The organism is Klebsiella sp. R390, from assembly GCF_051131745.1.
GTDB lineage: Bacteria > Pseudomonadota > Gammaproteobacteria > Enterobacterales > Enterobacteriaceae > Klebsiella.
Genome location: NZ_CP180445.1, coordinates 3,398,134 through 3,412,153, shown reverse-complemented (window position 1 = coordinate 3,412,153; position 14,020 = coordinate 3,398,134). Strand labels below are relative to the sequence as shown.

Sequence of the window (14,020 nt, the reverse complement as noted above, 5' to 3'; positions counted from 1 at the left end):
GCCGGGGTGATGTATTGCCGCCATCGTTACGCCCCAATCAACACTGACAGCATACTCAGCGAACCCATCTCAATACCGTCTACCGGGATAGAAATCGGCTCTTCGCCGTCCCAGGTGCCCAGCACATACAGCAGCGGCAGGAAGTGTTCCGCCGTCGGGTTTGAAAGCGAGCCACCTTCATTCGCCAGATAGTTCACCAGCGGATGTTCGGCCACCGGCCCTTTCCAGCTGAGGTTGGTTTTCACGTAATCGTTAAAGGACTCCGCCCACGGATATGGCGTGTTTTCGCCGTGCCAGCGTGCGGTTCTCAGGTTATGGACCACGTTACCGCTCGCCACCAACATGATGCCTTCATCACGCAGCGCCGTCAGCTTGCGTCCCATCTCCAGATGCCATGCCGCCGGTTTGGTGCTGTCGATACTCAGCTGCACCATCGGGATATCCGCATCGGGGTACATTTTAATCAGGACACCCCATGAACCGTGATCGAAGCCCCAGGCTTCTTTATCCAGCGTGACGGGAACCGGCGCCAGCAGCTCAACCAGGCGCTGCGCCAGCGCCGGGGAACCGGGAGCCGGATAATGCGTATCGTAAAGCGCCTGCGGGAAACCGCCAAAATCGTGGATCGTCTTCGGCGTTTCCATGGCCGTCACCCCGGTGCCACGCGTAAACCAGTGCGCAGAAACCACTACGATCGCTTTTGGACGCGGTAATGTGTCGCCCAACTGGCGCCAGGTACGGGTATAAATATTGTCTTCCAGCACGTTCATCGGGCTGCCGTGGCCTAAAAACAACGCTGGCATTCGGGTACGGGACATGGTGATATCCTTAATAACTAGAGAGGAATTGTGATGCCTTCACATTACGCGTTTTTGCGTCAGGAATAACTCAGATAAGCATGATGATGATCGTCAGAAAATTTGAATGTAATTCGCTGTAAAGGGGCACTTCACCCTCTCGCCGTTATCGAACAATCTCGATATTATTAATGATAATCATTATCAAAGGAGGGGAATGATGTCGTCACCCTTAATATTGACGCTACTCGCCGGGAGCGCGACGTTCATCGGTGCTGTTTTTGGCGTCCTGGGTCAGAAACCGTCCAATCGCCTGCTGGGATTCTCCCTTGGATTTGCCGCCGGGATCATGTTGCTGATCTCACTGATGGAGATGTTACCCGCAGCGCTGAACGCCGAAGGGATGTCGCCGCTGCTCGGCTACGGTATGTTTGTCATCGGCCTGCTGGGCTACTTTGCACTCGACCATCTGCTGCCGCACGCCCATCCGCAGGACCTGATGTCTCCCGGAATTGCACGCCCGCGTAATCTACGCCGTACCGCGATTTTGTTGACCCTCGGTATCAGCCTGCATAACTTCCCGGAAGGGATCGCCACCTTTGTGACCGCCAGCAATAACCTCGAGCTGGGGATGGGCATCGCGCTGGCCGTCGCGTTACATAATATTCCTGAGGGGCTGGCGGTTGCCGGCCCGGTGTATGCCGCAACCGGCTCGCGCTCGAAAGCCGTGCTCTGGGCTGGGCTTTCCGGACTGGCGGAAATCCTCGGCGGCGTGCTGGCGTGGCTGGTTCTTGGCAGTCTGGTGTCGCCGGTGATCATGGGCGCCATTATGGCCGCCGTTGCCGGCATTATGGTGGCGCTCTCGGTCGATGAGCTGATGCCGCTGGCAAAAGAGATCGATCCCCAGAGCAACCCCAGCTATGGCGTGCTGTGCGGGATGTCGGTGATGGGATTAAGCCTGGTTGCCCTGCAGGCAATGGGAATAGGCTGACCTGAAAACAACAAAGCCCACGCTGGCGTGGGCTTTGAGATGACGTCGGTCGTTATTAGCTGGCTTTACGCTCATGCTCACGACGGTAGGCCACCAGGTCTTCGATGGTGACAACGGCCATATTGTGCTTCTGAGCAAAGGTAATGCACTCTGGCGCACGCGCCATGGAGCCATCGTCGTTTGTCAGTTCACACAGGACGCCAGCCGGCTTGAAGCCCGCCAGGGTCACCAGATCGATGGTCGCTTCAGTATGACCGCCACGGGTCAATACGCCACCAGGCTGCGCGCGCAGCGGGAAAACGTGGCCCGGACGATTCAGGTCGGAAGGTTTTGCGCCGTCGGCAATGGCCGCACGTACGGTGGTCACACGGTCAGCGGCGGACACGCCGGTGGTGACGCCTTCAGCGGCTTCAATGGTCACGGTAAAGCCGGTGCCATAGGCGCTGGTGTTGTTTTCCACCATCATCGGCAGATCAAGCTGCTTGCGGCGTTCGTCGGTCAGGCACAGGCAGACAATGCCGCTGCCGTGACGAATGGTCAGCGCCATCTGCTCAACGGTCATGGTTTCGGCGGCGAAAATCATGTCGCCTTCGTTTTCACGGTCTTCATCATCAAGCACCATCACACCGCGGCCTTCGCGCAGTGCATTCAAAGCGTGTTCCACACGTTCAAAAGCGGTACCAAAAGAGGAAAGGAGCGTCTGATTCATGGTAAAAAAACCTCATTAAAATTATGGTTACCAGAATCAGGGCAGTCTTAGGAGTGCCGGTTAAGCGGCAAAAGTCAACGCAAGCGGATCGCAATCCGGCTGAGCCGTTACTCTCTCCCATCCGGACTCTAACCGTCGGCCCCGGAATTACACCGGATCTGCTGACCTTTCTGCTTTCGCAGAAAGCGCTCGCGGGCTTTCAACGCATGGTTGATTTACCGCCGGTGGGGAATTTCGCCCCGCCCTGAGAATAAGCGAAGTAACTATAACGCTATTGATTATCATCGGCAACGTATAAGCTTCAAACATTTCTGGTTTATAGCGCACGCCGTTCGCACTACAATAAGCGACAAATCGACCAGAGCAGGAAACCACCATGATTGACCCGAAAAAAATTGAACAAATCGCCCGCCAGGTCCATGAGTCAATGCCGAAAGGCCTGCGCGATCTTGGGGACGATGTGGAGAAAAAAATCCGCCAGATCCTCCAGTCGCAGCTGACCCGCCTGGATTTGGTTGGTCGCGAAGAGTTTGATGTACAGACTCAGGTGCTGCTGCGTACCCGCGAGAAACTGGCTCTACTGGAACAGCGTATCAGCGATCTGGAAAGCCGCTCGGCGGCCCCGGATGTCGAAGAGAAGCCGTAAAAAATAACGGGCCCGCTGCGGCCCGTTATTGCTTCAAAGCCTATCCAGGTAGGCGTAGATTGTTGCAACCAGTTTGCCCACGGACAGCGCGGAACCACCGAAGCTTACACGCAGTACGTGAGGATGGTGAGCACTGCCCAGGGCCAAAATGGCAAATAAAATAGCCTAATGGGTCAGGCGCTTAGTGTTCCAGTTCCGACGCTACCTCTTCATCGACCTGACGGCAGTAGAGTTCATACCGTTGACAAAACCATTCACGATGTTCCTCGTCCATATTGCCGACAATGGCCTGGAGATCCACGCTATGGCCTTGTGCGCGCATTCTGGCAAAACTCAGCGCCAGAAAATCAAAGTTATTCATTGAATACAGTTCGTGATGATTCATCCGCATACTCCTTCAACCGTGAGTGTTCTGTTAGGTCATATGCTTTTACTGACTTCAGTATTTATTCTTACGCTACCGCTTTTTGTACGAAAAATGCGCCTGAATAGCTTATTTATTGCGCTGAATCATTTCTCTCATGATTAAATAAAAAAAAGCCCACGATCTCGCGATCGCAGGCCTTTTTAACGGGCTTAATCCTTACGTCGTCGACCGTTTCACTGGCCTTTCAACGTCAGTCATTACTTGCCGCTATCTTTCTGAATCTTCTTGATGATATTGGTTGTTGAGCAGCCATCTTCAAAGTTGAGCACCAGTACTTCGCCGCCGTTGGCCCAGACTTCCTCGCTGCCCGCAATCTCATCCGGCTTATAATCACCGCCTTTCACCAGCAGATCCGGCAGGATCCCGGCGATCAGGCGCTGCGGGGTATCCTCTTCAAACGAGACCACCCAGTCGACGGCCTCCAGCGCGCCCAGCACGATCATGCGCTGCTCCAGCGGGTTAACCGGTCGGGTCTCGCCCTTCAGACGTTTGGTCGATGCATCGCTGTTAACCGCCACAATCAGGCGATCGCCCAGCTTGCGCGCATTGGCCAGATACGACACGTGACCGGCATGCAGAATGTCAAACACGCCGTTGGTCATCACCACTTTCTCGCCGCGCTTACGCGCCGCCGCCACCGCCAGCTTCAGCTCGTCTTCGTTCATCACACCGAATCCGGTCTCGGCACGCCCGCGGACCGCGTTTTCCAGCTCGATAGGCGATACGGTGGAGGTCCCCAGTTTGCCGACCACCACGCCCGCAGCAGCGTTGGCGAAGTAGCAGGCCTCTTCCAGGGTGTTGCCGGAAGCAAGCGTCGCCGCCAGCACGCCGATCACCGTGTCACCGGCACCGGTAACGTCATACACTTCCTGCGCCTGAGTCGGCATATGCAGCGGCGGACGGCCCGGCTGCAGCAGCGTCATCCCCTGCTCAGAACGGGTCACCAGCAAGGCGGACAGCTCGAAATCAGCAATAATTTTCAGGCCACGTTCGACAATCTCCGCTTCGTCTTTGCATTTGCCCGCCACCGCTTCAAATTCAGACAGGTTCGGCGTCAGCAGCGTCGCGCCGCGATAACGTTCAAAATCGGTGCCTTTCGGATCGATCAGCACCGGCACGCCGGCATCGCGTGCCAGTTTAATCATGGTCTGAACGCTGGTCAGAGCGCCTTTGGCATAGTCAGACAGCACCAGCGCCCCGATGGAACCCAACGCCTGTTGAATACGTTCATGCATCGGCTGCGGATCAACGCCGGAGAAACCCTCTTCGAAATCAAGACGGATCAGCTGTTGGTTGCGCGACAGCACGCGCAGCTTGGTGATGGTCGGGTGCGTCGGCACGGAGACGAAATCACACTTCACATTGACGTCAGCCAGCGCTTTGCTCAGCGCCCGCGCAGCATCATCAATGCCGGTGAGCCCGACCAGGCGGGAGGTCGCGCCGAGGGAGGCGATATTCATTGCCACGTTTGCTGCGCCGCCAGGACGTTCCTCAATATTTTCCACTTTCACCACCGGTACCGGGGCTTCAGGGGAAATACGGCTGGTGGGACCATACCAGTAGCGGTCCAGCATCACATCACCAACCACCAACACTCCTGCACGTTCAAACTCCGGCAGCGTTACTTTCATGACTCTCTCCTGCGAGATGCAAACTTTGCGCGCGATAATAGCACACCCGGTTTTTTAGTTAATCCATCAACCACTTCTGCCAGCTGGCGCTCACCAGCTCGCGCTCATGGGTAAAGGCATCAGGGGCGACATTGCCCGGCAGTTCTTGCAGAGCCAGATGATGCAGCGCATCACGTAGCGTGGTGTAGGCATGGGTCAATGCCCGCGCTTCGCCTTCATCCATAATGTCGTTTTGTGCCAGCAGTTCCAGAATGCGCACGTTATCCGACCAGCGCGTCAGCTTCGGTTTTTCATGCGCATAGCGTAGGACCAGATACTGGGTGATAAATTCAATGTCGGTAATGCCTCCGGCATCGGCTTTAATATCAAAGCGGTCGCGTTGCTTATTCCCGAGGTGAGCGCGCATCTTCTCGCGCATCTCCCGCACTTCAGTCTGCAGCGTCGCCCCGTCACGCAGCGTGCTGAGGATATCGCGACGGATGGTATCAAACTGCACCTGGAGTGCCGGGTCGCCATAGACCACACGAGCGCGCACCAGCGCCTGATGTTCCCAGGTCCAGGCTTCATTTTTCTGATAGTCGGCAAAAGAATCGGCGGTGGTAACCAGCATGCCCGCAGCGCCGGATGGGCGTAAGCGAGCGTCCACTTCATAGAGAATGCCCGACGATGTGCGGGTGCTGAACAAGTGCATGATGCGCTGAGCCAGGCGTAAATAGAACTGGCGACCATCAATCTCACGCTCGCCATCGGTCATCACCTCAACCGGGCAGTCATGCAGGAATACCAGATCGAGGTCAGAACTGTAACCCAGCTCCCAACCCCCCAGTTTGCCATAGCCGACAACGGCAAAACCGCGCCCCTGGCGATCATGCAGATGGGTTGGCTGACCATAACGCGCCACCATCTGCATCCAGGCCTGTTGTACCACCGCATCAATCATCGCTTCAGCCAGCCAGGTTAAGTGATCGCTCACTTTCATCACCGGCAGCGTTCCGGCGATATCGGCAGCGGCAATATGCAGCAATTGCGCCTGCTTAAACTGGCGCAGTGCTTCCAGTTGTTGCTCCTCATCCTCTTCCGGCACGCGCAGTAGATACTGGCGCAGCTCATCGCGGTAGGCATCGGTTGCCGTCGGTTGATAGAGGGTGTGAGGATCCAGCAGCTCATCCAACAGCAACGGGTGACGTGCCAGTTGGTTGGCCACCATCGGTGAGGCGGCACAGAGGCTAATCAGGTGTTTCAGTGCACCGGGGAATTCACTCAGCAGCTCGAGGTAGGTCGTACGGGTGACGATGCCGGTCAACAGCGGGGTAATACGCGCTAGCGGTACCGGCGCATCGGCGCGGGAACACACTTCGCTGAGCAGATGCGGCATCAGCTGATCCAGCACCTGACGCCCGCGCGGGCCGATGGTACGCTTATCCAGCTCTTTGCGGAAATCGGCAATTAGCGCCAGCACGCTGCGGCGATCGCTATCCTCAAGATGGGCCAGCGCCGGGCTGGTGTCATCTTCATCCAGCGCATCCTGCCACAGCTCGCGCCAGTACTCTTCCAGTTGTTCATCCGGTGACTGAGCTTCGTCATCGCCAATCAGCTCGTTAAAGACCTGACGCACGTTGGCCATTTTTTCCGCCAGCCGCGTAGTCAGCATCTCCCAGTCATCAGTCTGCATCCCCCATGCCAGACGGGCGCGGTTGAGATCGTCCTGTGGCAGCGTTTGTGTCTGCTCGTCGTTGATGCTCTGCAGCAGGTTTTCCAGGCGTCGCAGGAACAGATAGGCCTCGCGCAGCCGGGTGGCGTCGCCTTCCGGCAGCAAATGCAGCTCTTCGATGGCGGCCAGTGTCGGAAGCAAGGCCCGGAGCTGCAGCGCCGGTTCGCGTCCGCCGCGGATCAGCTGGAAGACCTGGACGATAAATTCGATTTCGCGGATGCCGCCGGCGCCGAGCTTAATATTGTCCTTCAGCCCACGGCGGCGAACTTCACGAGCAATCATCCCTTTCATATTGCGCAGAGACTGGATCACGCTGAAGTCGATATAGCGACGGAAGACAAACGGCCGCAGCATGGCACGCAGCTCGTTGGCGTAAGTCCCTTCGTTATCGCCCATGATCCGCGCTTTGACCATCGCATAGCGCTCCCAGTCGCGCCCCTGCTCCTGATAATAATCTTCCAGCGCGGCAAAGCTCAGCACCAGCGGCCCGCTGTCGCCAAAGGGACGCAGGCGCATATCGACGCGGTAGACAAAACCATCCTGCGTCGGCTGATCGAGCACTTTAATCAATCGCTGTCCCAGGCGGGTAAAGAACTGCGCATTATCCAGCTCCCGACGACCGCCGAGAGTAGCGCCATGCTCCGGCCAGGCAAAAATCAGGTCAATATCCGAGGAGAAGTTAAGCTCGCCGCCGCCCAGTTTACCCATCCCGAGTATCAGTAACGGTTGAGGCTTCCCTTGGGCATTCGACGGCGTCCCCCACTCTTTGCAGCAGGCACGATACAACCAGTCGCGGGCAGCGACGATTAACGTCTCCGCCAGGGCGCTTAGCTGCTGCAAACTGCTCTCTTCGCTGACTAACAGCAGCGCCTGGGCCCAGGCGATACGCACCATAATACGGCGGCGGAACAGACGCAGCTCGCGCATCAGCGCCGCTTCGTCGTTGACCTCAGCCAGCGCCGCCTGTAGCCAGTCGGCATAGTGTTGCCACTCGTCCGCGCTCGGCGGGGAGCTTTCCAGCTCCGCCAGCCATTGCGGCTGGGCCACCAGGCTTTGCTCGACGAAATCGCTGAACGCCATCACCGACTGCGCCTGTGGGCTTAATGTCGATAATGGAAAATCCGCTGGCAGGCGGTCCACAACCGTCTGCCAGTGCTGCTGTAACTGCGAAGAAAGCGGCATTATAGGGGTCTCCCTGGCCTGAAATTATCGTTTGCCACTATGCAGCCAGAATGGCTCTGCGGCCAGCGCCTGGCGGCGGAAATAATCGATGACGCTGCGATCCCGGTGTTCTATGGCACGACGCACTTCCAGCCAGTTTTCCAGCCAGGCGGTGGCAGCGTCAGCATAGGCGCCGGCCAGCAGTTGAATGCTGTCGATGTCACGGGTGAGACGCGGCAGCTGGCCTTCATAGTCGTCCCCCAGAGTTTGCTGGAACGCATTTTTTAATTCGGCAGCCGCGCGCGATAGCTGGATATCGGCAAAGCGTTTAAACGAGCCGGCGATTTTCTTCTGCGCGCTCTCATTTAATGATTCACGCCAGCCGCGGTTCACCAGCCATTCGGTCAGCGTGAGTTTGGCGCTGACCGTGGCAATGCTAAACACCGCCGATGGGTCTTTTCCGGCCTCTACCAGCGCCGCTTCTGCCACGTTGAGCGCTTCGCGCAGCGAGGCGGTAGCCTTACGCGGCACAATTCCGCCAAACAGCACCAGCGCGTGACGAACCCGCGCGATGGCGCGCAGAATTTCCACTTTGGCCGCCGGGTTGCCGCGACTCCAGACCTCATCATGATAGAGCCAGTGGGCCAGCGCGTTTTCCAGCGCCGCCTCCAGCCCCTGCTCAACGCTGGCTTTTGGCGCGACCTGCACAATCCCGAACGCCGTGACCGGGCGTTCAGAATTGCCCTGCGCCAGATTGTAGCCGCGGGCAGCTTTGCTCAGGCTTCCCTGGCGCAATACGCCGGTTTCCAGCAGCCGACGAGCCAACGTCAGCACATCTTCCGTCTTGCCGGAGAGCAGTTCCAGCTCCAGTTCGCCGATCGTTTCCTGATGGTCAGCGGTCTTTACTTCCCCACGATCGAGGGCGATTTCAATCTGGCTTTCACCTTCGCTGACCACCCATTTTTCACGCTCAAAATCGGTGCTGAACAGCGGCTGCACGCCTTGTACAAGCTCAGCAGGCAGCTCCCCTTGCGGCCAGACTTCGGCTGGAAGACGCTCCAGCGCCAGCTCGGGGCCATCCAGCGGAATGTTGTATTCCGGGCGCTGATGCAACCCCCCCACCACTCGCCCGGCAATTTTCAGGGTCATTTCGTATCGACCGCCGTCGCCACGAACCCGCAGCCCCATATCATGGCGACGCAGCCAGTTATCCGCGGTTTCATAATAAATATTGAGCAACTGGCCCGCAGGCGTATGTTGGGCATTGAGCGTGTTAAGGTGCTGACGCAATGCTTCTGCGCCATTGTCGGAGACGATAAATTTTAATTCGATTTCTTGAGTCATGACTGAATTCTTCCGCTTCTGTGCTCTGCCGGGAAAATACGGCGAACTAATGCCGATATTTTTTGTCAGTAGATAGTATTTTGCGGCGATTCGCCATGCAATGCACATTGCGCATTTTGCCGGGCCACCCTTTGGATGTTTCCGATTGTGGCAGAAAACTTTGCGTCGCTTTGGCGATGCCACTACTATCGTTCACCTTTTTATGACTTAACGATGACCTGATGCCAAAATTACGCCTTATTACTTTTGTTGTGCTGGCGCTTAGCGCCGCGACGGCGGTTCATGCAGAAGAAAAACGCTATGTTTCTGATGAACTGAACACCTGGGTTCGTACGGGTCCTGGCGATAATTATCGTCTTCAGGGCACCATCAACGCTGGGGAAGAAGTCTCTCTACTGCAAACTAATGACAGCACCAATTATGCACAGATCCGCGACGGCAATGGCCGTACCGCCTGGATTCCGCTGAAAGAGCTGAGCACCGAGCCCAGCCTGCGTACCCGCGTGCCGGATCTGGAAAATCAGGTGAAAACCCTGACCGACAAGCTGAATAACATCGACACCACCTGGAACCAGCGCACTGCAGACATGCAGAAAAAAGTCGCGGGCAGCGATAACGTCATCAACGCGCTGAAAAACGAGAACCAAAAGCTGAAAAATGAGCTGGTTGTCGCCCAGAAGAAAGTCAATGCCGCCAATCTCCAGCTGGATGACAAGCAGCGCACCATTATTATGCAGTGGTTTATGTACGGCGGTGGTGTGCTGGGTATCGGCCTGCTGCTCGGCCTCGTGCTGCCTCATCTGGTCCCGAGCCGTAAACGTAAAGACCGGTGGATGAACTAATTCGTCTTCTCTGCCAGACTTACGTATCATCTTGCACAAAGCAGATACGGGAGAGCAGGGCGTGAAGATTTATTTGGTCGGCGGTGCGGTTCGGGATGCGTTATTAGGGCTACCGGTCAAAGATAAAGATTGGGTTGTCGTGGGTGCGACGCCTGAGCAACTGCTTGACGCGGGCTACCAGCAGGTAGGCCGCGATTTTCCCGTGTTTCTGCATCCGCAAAGCCGGGAAGAGTACGCGCTGGCACGTACCGAGCGGAAATCCGGCTCAGGCTACACCGGCTTCACCTGCTATGCCGCCCCTGATGTCACTCTCGAACAGGATCTGCTGCGCCGCGACCTCACGGTCAATGCGCTGGCCCAGGACGCTGACGGCCAGATTATCGACCCCTACGGCGGTCAGTCCGACCTGCGCCTGCGCCTGCTGCGCCACGTATCTCCGGCATTCAGTGAAGATCCGCTGCGCGTTTTGCGTGTCGCGCGCTTTGCGGCGCGTTATGCCCACCTCGGTTTTCGCATTGCTGATGAAACGCTGACGCTTATGCGCGAGATGGCCGACGCTGGGGAACTGGCGCACCTGACGCCAGAACGCGTCTGGAAAGAGACAGAAAACGCCCTCAGTACCCGCAATCCCCAGGTCTTTTTCCAGACGCTACGCGATTGCCATGCGCTCGGCGTGCTGTTCCCGGAGATCGACGCGCTGTACGGCGTACCCGCCCCGGCGAAATGGCACCCGGAAATCGACACCGGTCTGCATACCCTGATGACCCTGACGATGGCGGCAATGCTGTCGCCGGACATTGACGTGCGTTTTGCGACCCTGTGCCACGACCTTGGTAAAGGACTGACGCCGAAAGCGCTCTGGCCACGCCACCATGGCCACGGCCCGGCGGGCGTTAAGCTGGTTGAACAACTCTGTGCCCGTCTGCGTGTACCAAATGATATTCGCGATCTGGCGAAGCTGGTCGCTGAGTTCCATGACCTGATCCACACCCTGCCGATCCTGCAGCCCAAAACGCTGATCAAGCTGTTCGACAATATCGATGCCTGGCGTAAACCGCAGCGCGTCAGGCAAATCGCGCTAACCAGCGAGGCCGATGTTCGCGGACGCACCGGGTTTGAAGCCTGCGATTACCCGCAGGGGCGTTTGCTGCTTGAAGCCTGGGATGTCGCCCAGTCAGTGTCGACCAAAGAGGTAGTCGCACTGGGGCTTAAAGGGCCGGAGATTCGTGAAGAACTGACGCGACGCCGGATTCTGGCCGTCGCGCAGTGGAAGGAACAACGCTGCCCTCAGCCGCAAGACTGAGGGCCAGGTTTATCCTGTGCTTAGCGCTTAGAAGAATACAACGTAAACCACTGCCGCGACGATAAAGCGGTAGATGGCAAACGGGATAAACGAGATACGTTTAATCAACTGCAGGAAGGTTTTAATCGCGATCAACGCCACGATGAACGCCATGATGAACCCAACGGCAAACATCGGAATGTCGCTCACGCTGAGGAAACCGATGCTCTTATACAGATCCAGCACGGTGGCGCCCATCATCATCGGCACGGCCAGCAGGAAAGAGAACTCTGACGCTGCATAGCGACTGACGCCCATCAGCATGCCACCGGAAATGGTCGCACCTGAACGGGAGAAGCCGGGCCACAACGCCAGACACTGGAAACAGCCAATCGCAAACGCCTGACGATAGGTCATATCATCAATGCCCACGGCGCGCGGTTGCTTCGGCTTCAGCACTTCTGCTGCGATCAGCAGTACGCCACCCACCACCAGCGCATACATCACGTTGATCGGGTTAAACAGCGATTTGATCATATCGTGGAAGACCAGCCCCAGCACCACCGCCGGAATCATCCCCAACAAAATATGAATCAGCGATAAACGCCCACTCCCCTGCCCTTCATGCACCGGCGGTTTGCCGAAATGAATACCGATCAAGCCGAACAGGCGACGCCAGAACATCACGACAACCGCCAGGATAGAACCTAACTGAATGACCACCTCAAAAGTATTCGCGGTATCACCTTCAAAACCCAGAAGATGACCGACGATAATCATATGCCCGGTACTGGATACCGGTAAAAACTCCGTCAACCCTTCAACCACACCCAATATTGCCGCCACCAGCAGCGAGTGTATATCGCTCATCCCATAAACCCTTAACAGTAAAATGAAAAAACCAGATACGCTGAACCCTTCCATCAGGTGATATTGATGCGGCCAGTTTGGACACGGACGGCGCGGGAAATCGGAGCGTACACGGAGTCCGCTCAAATTTCGAGTCCTCTCCTGTAGTCCATAACAATAATGTATCCCGATAACCGCCAGCTATGACCGGTATAAACACCCTTTGTTTAATCAATATGACCTGAAAAGTTTTATTTCAGATTAAGGCCATGTTCGATTATGCCCGGCTGCGCTCGATAATCACGCCGACATTGGCCGCCCGGGCCACCGCACCTGGTTTGCTGACTTTGATCCGCACCCACGGCGACGGGAATTTTTCCAGCAGCAGATCGGCAATTTCTTCCGCCACACGTTCGACCAGTGCAAAGCGCCCTCCTTCAACGTGACCGACTACCAGCTCGCTGATGTCAGCATAGCTGAGGCAATCGCTAACATCGTCGCTGCTCGCCGCTTTGCGGTTGTCCCAGGCCATTTCGATATCGAACACCAGTTTCTGTTCAATAGTCTGTTCCCAGTCATAAACCCCGATAGTGGTGATTACCGAAAGTTGCTCTATAAATACAATATCCATCACGACCTGCCTGCTTTTTGGCTAAACCGGATACCACTTCCGGCGAATTATGCGTATTATCCACAGATGCAAAGACATCCCCAAAATAATTCGTATTGCAGGAACACCGCGGCGGTACACGCGGTCTGGCTCGATGTTTCAGGCGTCCTCCACCTGAACGAGAACCATCGGTGCGCCGGCAACGCGAAGGGTAAAGGGGACAAAATGACATTTTCAAAATGGAACAGCTGATGAGTGCAATCGCGCCTGGACTGGTTATCCTTGCCTACCTCTGCGGCTCAATTTCCAGCGCCATTCTGGTGTGTCGTCTCGCTGGCCTGCCCGACCCTCGTGATAGCGGTTCCGGCAATCCAGGGGCGACTAACGTACTACGAATTGGCGGCAAAGGAGCAGCCGTAACGGTTCTTATTTTTGACGTGCTCAAAGGCATGTTACCCGTCTGGGGTGCCTGGGCGCTCGGCCTGACGCCGTTCTGGCTGGGCCTCGTCGCGATTGCGGCCTGCGTGGGCCATATCTGGCCGGTATTCTTCAATTTCCGCGGCGGTAAAGGTGTCGCCACCGCTTTCGGTGCCATTGCACCAATTGGCTGGGATCTGACGGGCGTCATGGCCGGCACCTGGCTGCTGACCATCCTGCTGAGCGGCTACTCGTCCCTCGGGGCTATCGTCAGCGCGCTGATTGCCCCCTTCTATGTCTGGTGGTTCAAACCGCAATATACCTTCCCGGTATCGATGCTCTCGTGCCTGATTCTGCTGCGTCACCATGACAACATTCAGCGTTTATGGCGCCGCCAGGAAAGCAAAATCTGGGGCCGCCTGAAGAAGAACAAAAAAAAGCCAGAGCAGAAATAATCTCGCCCCCGGTAACCGTTGCCGGGTGGCGTTAGCCCCGACAATCTCACAGAATTGCCTTGTTTTACCGCCAATCATCCTGATTCGCCACCTCGCCGAAGATAATCCTTTCACAACAATCCGTTAGTTATGTCTTATAACCAAATGT

General features: G+C 56.6%; 13 protein-coding genes and 1 riboswitch. Of the genes, 5 read left to right on the top strand and 8 right to left on the bottom strand.

Annotated elements, in window-relative coordinates; translation table 11 throughout:
* Nucleotides 1-26: 26 nt before the first annotated feature.
* Entirely contained in the window at nucleotides 27-818 is a 792-nt protein-coding gene (gene ygiD, locus ACMYSP_RS15955) for a 4,5-DOPA dioxygenase extradiol (protein ID WP_434583044.1), read from the bottom strand.
* Between the two features lie 199 nt (nucleotides 819-1,017).
* On the opposite strand from ygiD, the gene zupT reads away from it, so the two are divergent.
* Nucleotides 1,018-1,788, top strand: coding sequence for a zinc transporter ZupT (gene zupT, locus ACMYSP_RS15950; RefSeq protein ID WP_434587115.1), 771 nt, complete (start codon nucleotides 1,018-1,020; stop codon nucleotides 1,786-1,788).
* A 55-nt stretch (nucleotides 1,789-1,843) separates the two neighbouring features.
* Here the strand turns inward: zupT and ribB are convergent, their stop codons facing one another.
* Nucleotides 1,844-2,497 carry a 3,4-dihydroxy-2-butanone-4-phosphate synthase gene (gene ribB / locus ACMYSP_RS15945; RefSeq protein WP_434583043.1) on the bottom strand — a complete coding sequence of 218 codons (654 nt, stop codon included), beginning with the start codon at nucleotides 2,495-2,497 and terminating at the stop codon, nucleotides 1,844-1,846.
* A gap of 105 nt (nucleotides 2,498-2,602) precedes the next feature.
* Nucleotides 2,603-2,753: riboswitch (FMN riboswitch) on the bottom strand.
* A 120-nt stretch (nucleotides 2,754-2,873) separates the two neighbouring features.
* Here ribB and ubiK point away from each other — a divergent pair.
* On the top strand, nucleotides 2,874-3,143 hold the full coding sequence (gene ubiK / locus ACMYSP_RS15940) for a ubiquinone biosynthesis accessory factor UbiK (protein ID WP_434583041.1): 270 nt from the start codon (nucleotides 2,874-2,876) through the stop codon (nucleotides 3,141-3,143).
* 181 nt (nucleotides 3,144-3,324) lie between these two features.
* Here the strand turns inward: ubiK and glgS are convergent, their stop codons facing one another.
* The 4 genes from glgS to ACMYSP_RS15920 form a co-directional block, all read right to left on the bottom strand.
* A complete protein-coding gene (gene glgS / locus ACMYSP_RS15935; RefSeq protein ID WP_434583040.1) occupies nucleotides 3,325-3,528 on the bottom strand; it encodes a cell surface composition regulator GlgS in 204 nt (67 codons plus the stop codon).
* A gap of 239 nt (nucleotides 3,529-3,767) precedes the next feature.
* On the bottom strand, nucleotides 3,768-5,201 hold the full coding sequence (hldE, locus tag ACMYSP_RS15930) for a bifunctional D-glycero-beta-D-manno-heptose-7-phosphate kinase/D-glycero-beta-D-manno-heptose 1-phosphate adenylyltransferase HldE (RefSeq protein ID WP_434583039.1): 1,434 nt from the start codon (nucleotides 5,199-5,201) through the stop codon (nucleotides 3,768-3,770).
* 58 nt (nucleotides 5,202-5,259) lie between these two features.
* The gene (gene glnE, locus ACMYSP_RS15925) at nucleotides 5,260-8,097 is read right to left on the bottom strand and encodes a bifunctional [glutamate--ammonia ligase]-adenylyl-L-tyrosine phosphorylase/[glutamate--ammonia-ligase] adenylyltransferase (RefSeq protein ID WP_434587113.1); all 2,838 of its coding nucleotides are present in this window, start codon (nucleotides 8,095-8,097) and stop codon (nucleotides 5,260-5,262) included.
* A 21-nt stretch (nucleotides 8,098-8,118) separates the two neighbouring features.
* Entirely contained in the window at nucleotides 8,119-9,417 is a 1,299-nt protein-coding gene (locus ACMYSP_RS15920; RefSeq protein WP_434583038.1) for an inorganic triphosphatase, read from the bottom strand.
* A 221-nt stretch (nucleotides 9,418-9,638) separates the two neighbouring features.
* On the opposite strand from ACMYSP_RS15920, the gene ACMYSP_RS15915 reads away from it, so the two are divergent.
* Nucleotides 9,639-10,259 (top strand): TIGR04211 family SH3 domain-containing protein, encoded by a 621-nt coding sequence (locus tag ACMYSP_RS15915; RefSeq protein ID WP_434583037.1) that lies wholly within the window; start codon nucleotides 9,639-9,641, stop codon nucleotides 10,257-10,259.
* A gap of 61 nt (nucleotides 10,260-10,320) precedes the next feature.
* Entirely contained in the window at nucleotides 10,321-11,562 is a 1,242-nt protein-coding gene (locus ACMYSP_RS15910; RefSeq protein WP_434583036.1) for a multifunctional CCA addition/repair protein, read from the top strand.
* Between the two features lie 27 nt (nucleotides 11,563-11,589).
* Here the strand turns inward: ACMYSP_RS15910 and bacA are convergent, their stop codons facing one another.
* Together bacA and folB are read right to left on the bottom strand one after the other, a co-directional pair.
* Entirely contained in the window at nucleotides 11,590-12,411 is an 822-nt protein-coding gene (bacA, locus tag ACMYSP_RS15905) for an undecaprenyl-diphosphate phosphatase (RefSeq protein ID WP_434583035.1), read from the bottom strand.
* 256 nt (nucleotides 12,412-12,667) lie between these two features.
* The gene (gene folB / locus ACMYSP_RS15900) at nucleotides 12,668-13,021 is read right to left on the bottom strand and encodes a bifunctional dihydroneopterin aldolase/7,8-dihydroneopterin epimerase (RefSeq protein WP_123756426.1); all 354 of its coding nucleotides are present in this window, start codon (nucleotides 13,019-13,021) and stop codon (nucleotides 12,668-12,670) included.
* Nucleotides 13,022-13,251: 230 nt separating this feature from the next.
* Here folB and plsY point away from each other — a divergent pair, with 230 nt between their 5' ends.
* A complete protein-coding gene (gene plsY, locus ACMYSP_RS15895; RefSeq protein WP_434583034.1) occupies nucleotides 13,252-13,872 on the top strand; it encodes a glycerol-3-phosphate 1-O-acyltransferase PlsY in 621 nt (206 codons plus the stop codon).
* Nucleotides 13,873-14,020 lie beyond the last annotated feature (148 nt).